The 5,926-nt window shown below is 38.7% G+C and carries 2 protein-coding genes and 1 pseudogene; all 3 read left to right on the plus strand.

The annotated features are described in order from the left end of the window. A partial coding sequence (gene nifJ / locus QZR70_RS08165; protein ID WP_295794392.1) for a pyruvate:ferredoxin (flavodoxin) oxidoreductase occupies nucleotides 1-3,088 on the plus strand: 3,088 nt, incomplete at its 5' end. A 272-nt stretch (nucleotides 3,089-3,360) separates the two neighbouring features. Continuing rightward, nucleotides 3,361-4,977 (plus strand): methyltransferase regulatory domain-containing protein, encoded by a 1,617-nt coding sequence (locus QZR70_RS08170; protein ID WP_295794394.1) that lies wholly within the window; start codon nucleotides 3,361-3,363, stop codon nucleotides 4,975-4,977. A 349-nt stretch (nucleotides 4,978-5,326) separates the two neighbouring features. Next, nucleotides 5,327-5,926 (plus strand): annotated as a pseudogene (locus tag QZR70_RS08175) (WYL domain-containing protein); the annotation flags it as partial.

The following is a 5,926-nucleotide window of genomic DNA, read 5'->3' on the forward strand; positions in this document are numbered from 1 at the left end:
GGACTTGTCCGCTGTAGCTCACTTGACAGCTATTAAAACTCGTGTACCATTCATCAACTTCTTCGACGGTTTCCGTACATCCCATGAAATTCAAAAAATTGAAATCTGGGACTATGAAGATTTGAAACCATTAGTAGACATGGACGCTGTTAAAGCTTTCCGTAAAAATGCTTTGAACCCAGATGCTCCTGTAACTCGTGGTACTGCAGAAAACCCTGACGTTTACTTCCAACATCGCGAAGCATCCAACAAATTCTACTTGAACGTTCCTGACGTTGTAGAACACTACATGAACGAAGTTAACAAATTGGCTGGTACTAACTACCAATTGTTCAACTACCATGGTGCTCCTGATGCAACTGACGTAGTCGTTACTATGGGTTCTTCCGCTCAAGTAGTACAATCCACTGTTGACTACTTAAATAAATTGGGTCGTAAAGTTGGTTTCATCAACGTTCACTTGTTCCGTCCATTCGCAACAGATCGTTTGTTGAAAGCTCTTCCTCAAACTGTAGAACGCATTGCAGTTCTTGACCGTACTAAAGAACCAGGCGCTTTGGCTGAACCATTGTTCTTGGACGTACAAGCTGCTGTAATCGATGGTGGCCGTAACGTAAAAGTTATCGCTGGCCGTTATGGTTTGAGCTCCAAAGACGTTATCCCTGCAGACATCGTAGCTGTATTCGATAACTTGGCTGCTGAAAACGGCAAGAAATTCTTCACATTGGGTATCAATGATGATGTTACATTCTTGTCCTTGGATCGTGCTGAAGGCGTAGATATTGAAACTCCTGGTTTGACTGAATGTAAATTCTGGGGCTTCGGTTCTGACGGTACTGTAGGTGCGAATAAATCTGCTATCAAAATCATCGGTGACCACACTGATATGTATGCTCAAGCATACTTCGACTACGACTCCAAAAAATCTGGTGGCGTAACAATGTCTCACCTTCGTTTTGGTAAAAACCCAATCAACTTGCCATACTTGGTAACTGAACCTCAATTCGTAGCATGTCACCGTCAATCTTACGTACATGAATACGACTTGATCCGCGGTATCAAAAAAGGCGGTACATTCTTGTTGAACTGTACTTGGTCTCCTGAAGAATTGAACGAACATTTACCTGCTAAATTACGTCGTCAAATCGCAGAAAAAGAATTGAACTTCTACATCATCAATGCTGCGAAAATCGCTTCCGAAATCGGTTTGGGCGGTCGTATCAACATGGTAACTCAAGCTGCATTCTTCAAATTGACTGAAATCATCCCTGTAGATGACGCTGTTAAATACCTTAAAGAATCCGTAGTAACTTCTTACGGTAAAAAAGGTCAAAATATCGTTGACATGAACAACGCTGCTATCGATCAAGGTGTTAACGCTTTGGTAAAAGTAGATGTTCCTGCTGACTGGAAAAACGCTGTTGATGAAGGTGGCCACGCAGTTAAACCTGGTTGCGAATCTTGCCCATCCTTCGTTCAAAACATTGCACAACCAATCAATGCACAAGCTGGTTATGATCTTCCTGTATCCACATTCGCTGGTTACGAAGATGGTACATTACCTGCTGGTACTGCTAAATTCGAAAAACGCGGTCCTGCATTGTTCGTTCCAAAATGGTTACCTGAAAACTGTATTCAATGTAACCAATGTTCCTTCGTATGTCCACATGCTACAATTCGTCCAATCTTGGCAACTGAAGCAGAAGTGGCTGCAGCTCCAGAACATTTCGATACAATCCCTGCATTGGGCGCTAAAGACCTTCAATTCCGTATCGCAGTATCCCCATTAGATTGCTTGGGTTGCGGTAACTGTGTTGATATCTGTCCAGCTCCTAAAGGCAAAGCTATCGTAATGACTTCCATCGATTCCGAAATCGAACAAGCTGAAGCATGGAACTACGGTGTTAACCTTCCTGTAAAAGAAAACCCTATGAAGAAGGACACTGTTAAAGGTTCCCAATTCGAACAACCATTGTTCGAGTTCTCCGGTGCTTGCGCAGGTTGTGGTGAAACTCCTTACGCTAAATTGTTAACTCAATTGTTCGGCGACCGCATGATGATTGCCAATGCAACTGGTTGTTCCTCCATCTGGGGTGCTTCCATGCCTGCATCTCCATACACAACTAACCAACAAGGTCAAGGTCCTTCTTGGGCAAACTCCTTGTTCGAAGATAATGCTGAGTATGGTTATGGTATGTACATCGGCGTTAAGAAAATTCGTCAACAATTAGTAGAATTAGCTTCTAAAGCTGTAGAAACTGCTACAGGCGAATTGAAAGAAGCTTTGGAACAATGGATTGAATTTGCTAACCTTGGTGCAGCAACTCGTCAACGTTCCGAACGTTTAGTAGCAGCTATCGAAGCTGAAGGTGCTACAACTCCAGAATTGAAAGAAATTCTTGAGAAAAAACAATTCTTGATCAAACGTTCCCACTGGATCTTCGGTGGTGACGGTTGGGCATACGATATCGGCTTCGGCGGTGTTGACCATGTATTAGCTTCTGGCGAAGACATCAACATCTTCGTATTCGATACTGAAGTATACTCCAATACTGGTGGTCAAGCTTCCAAATCCACTAATATCGCAGCAGTTGCTCAATTCGCAGCTTCTGGTAAACGTACTAAGAAAAAAGACCTTGGCATGATGGCTATGTCTTATGGTTATGTATACGTAGCACAAGTCGCTATGGGTGCAGATAAAAACCAATTGATGAAAGCTGTTACAGAAGCTGAAGCATATCCAGGTCCTTCCTTGATCATCGCTTACAGCCCATGTATCAACCATGGTATCAAAGCTGGTATGGGTAAAGCTCAAGAAGAACAACGTAAAGCAGTTGCAGCTGGTTACTGGGATCTTTACAGATACAACCCTCAACTTAAAGAAGAAGGTAAAAATCCATTCTCCTTGGATTCCAAAGAACCAACTGAAAGCTTCCAAGACTTCCTTAAAGGTGAAGTTCGTTACGCATCCTTGGCTAAAGCAGCTCCAGATGTTGCAGAAGAATTGTTCGCTAAAACTGAACAAGACGCTAAAGATCGTCGCTTAAGCTACGTTCGCTTACAAAAAGGTTTCGAAGACGTAAAATAATTCGTTATTTAACGACTAAGATCTAATAAGAGGCACCCTTTCGAGGGTGCCTCTTTTGTATATAATATAGTTAACTATATGTGGAATTTATTTTATTGTACCTTAAATTAATGCGGTCATTTCTTGAATAGCTAGTTCCTGAATTACTAATGCTTTCACAATAGGTAATATACTAGGAATTTGGTATAATATTAAATAGTTGTGCATATACTACTAGGTATATTGTACAGATATATGATTTGATAACTTTAATAGTAAACATAGAGGTGCTTATGGCTAAGGATAATCAACAGATCGCAACAGACGATATGCAACAAACAATATATAAAGAGTTAGGCTATAAATCCTATCCATTTCCTTTTACTACACCTGCCTATTTGGAAGCGTATGGTACACTTGTAGGTCTTAAGCCACCAACGGCTAAAACAGCACGTGTACTTGAATTAGGTGCTACGTATGGGGGAAATATTATTTCTCAAGCTGTGCATAATCCAGAAGCAACATTTGTAGGTATTGAGCTTTCCCAAGATCAAGTAGAGAAGGGTAACAAAATTATTAGTGATGCCAAGTTAGAAAATGTATCTCTATTACAAGGGGATATTTTGAACTTTGATGAATCCTTAGGAAACTTTGATTACATTATTGCCCATGGTTTTTACTCTTGGATTAGCGATGAAATGAAGGATAAGTTGCTTGATATTATATCCCATCATTTGGCTGATAATGGCATTGCATATGTATCCTATAATACATACCCAGGTTGGCATACGATGGAAGAGGTTCGTCAACTTATGCTATTTGCTAATCGTGGACATGATGAGTTGACTCATAAGGAAAAGGTATTACGTGGTAAAACTGTAGGTAGCCTAGTAGGTGCTCAAATTCTTAATTACGATAACCTTAAAGAGCGTAATAGTAAATTCTTAGGTGCCTTGCGTTCCGTTATGCAAAAGGATGATTATTATGTAGGTCATGACCATTTAGAACCTCATAATGATCCATGTTACTTCTATCAATTCAATGATCATTTGAAAGCTCACAATCTTACATATGTATGTGATGCAGATTTAACATTATCTATGGTTCGTACCTATGATGAAAGCATCGCCGATAAACTTGAAAAATTGGCTCCTAATAGCCAAGCAGATCAAGAACAATATTTAGACTTTATGCTTGATACAACATTCCGCAAGTCTATTATTTGCAAAGAAAGTGCTGCAAAGGATATTAGCTATGATGTAGCTAATCCTGATAAGGTGAATACAGTACCTGTACGGTCTATCGTAAATAGTTTTGTATTCCAAATCCTCTTTGATGAAGAAGCATTAGAAATGTTTGAAAATGAGCTTGTGCGAGATACATTCCAAGCGCTCATTAAAGATGGTGGCACTTTCAATATGATCGAAGCCCTTGCCATTTTAAAAGCTGCTCATGATACTGCTAATGCATCTGAAGATGACTTAGAACCAGCTGTATGTAGTTTATATAAAGCTATCGTTGAACATATGGTACGCGGTGGTATTCGATTCTATAAAACATTCCCTGATAAACAGGAATATATGGAGGGCTCATCCTATGTACCAGCTCGTTTTACAAACTTTGTAAAAGCTATTGCTGATGGTGGTAGTGAATATATTTATGGTGCAAATATGTTCAATGACGCTATTGGTGATATTTCTGAAGAAGATTTATTGTTCATGGAATTGTTGAATAAGCCTAAAGCCAAGTCTACGATGATTAAGAAGATTAAAGATTCTCTCTTTAGCGCTGATAAGGCCCAAACTGGTAAACACCAAAATGCCATGGCGGAAGCATTCTATAATGAATTGACGAAGCGTATGGAACAATTAGGCTTTATTAGAAGTAAGAAAAACAATGGTCTTTCGTAATTCTTTTAAAATTTCTAAGATAATATTTTAGTGATTCATATAATCTTCAGAATGAATGTAAAACCCATTACACTTATAACATTTATGTGTATTAAGTAGTAATGGGTTTTTATTTTATATAATTTAATTTAATCTTTTTTAATAATTATTACATTTAGTTATTTAATATTGCCAAAAAAGTATAGTAAATCGATAAAATTAATGAGAAATAAATGAACCATATATGAAAAGTGTGGTATACTATGTATGGGTATTTTTGTGAACATCATCCGATGTGTTGTGGATGATATTATAAATTGTATTAGTTACAATGTTGTTTTTATTGTATTATTTGTAAAAGGAGTCTTTTATGGCATCTAAGAAGGCCGTTCTAGTATATATACTAGAAATCCTGAAAAGTGAAACGGATGCTAATCATACTTTATCTCAAGAGGAGATTCGCAGTATATTAGCCGAGCGGTACGAGGTATCCGTCGATCGGAAGACCTTAGGCCGTCATTTAAATGATTTATATGAATCTGGTGATTTTGGTATTCAATGTGAAGAGTCTGCCGTAGGAGCAGATGGTACTATTCGCCGTACTGATTTCTATATGATTCATACCTTTGAAGATTCAGAATTGAGATTATTAATTGACGGTATTTTGGCGTCTCGTCATATCACCGCATCTCAACGTAAGGATTTAATTAGTCGTGTTGCTAAATTGGGTAGCTCTCATTTCAAGCCCCATGGTATTGATATTGAAAGTGCTACGGGTTACCTTCATAGAAGTCAGGACTTATTCCTTAACATTGATCTCATAGAGGAAGCAATACAAAAGGGGAGAAAAATTTCCTTGGCTTATTGCCAACCTGACGTGGATAAACGATTACATATTAATCTCGGTCCAGATAATAAGGAGCGAATTGAAAGACTGTATGGCAAAGACAGTGAAGCTTATAGCGCACTG

This window comes from uncultured Veillonella sp. (assembly GCF_900545205.1).
In the GTDB taxonomy this organism is placed as follows: domain Bacteria; phylum Bacillota; class Negativicutes; order Veillonellales; family Veillonellaceae; genus Veillonella.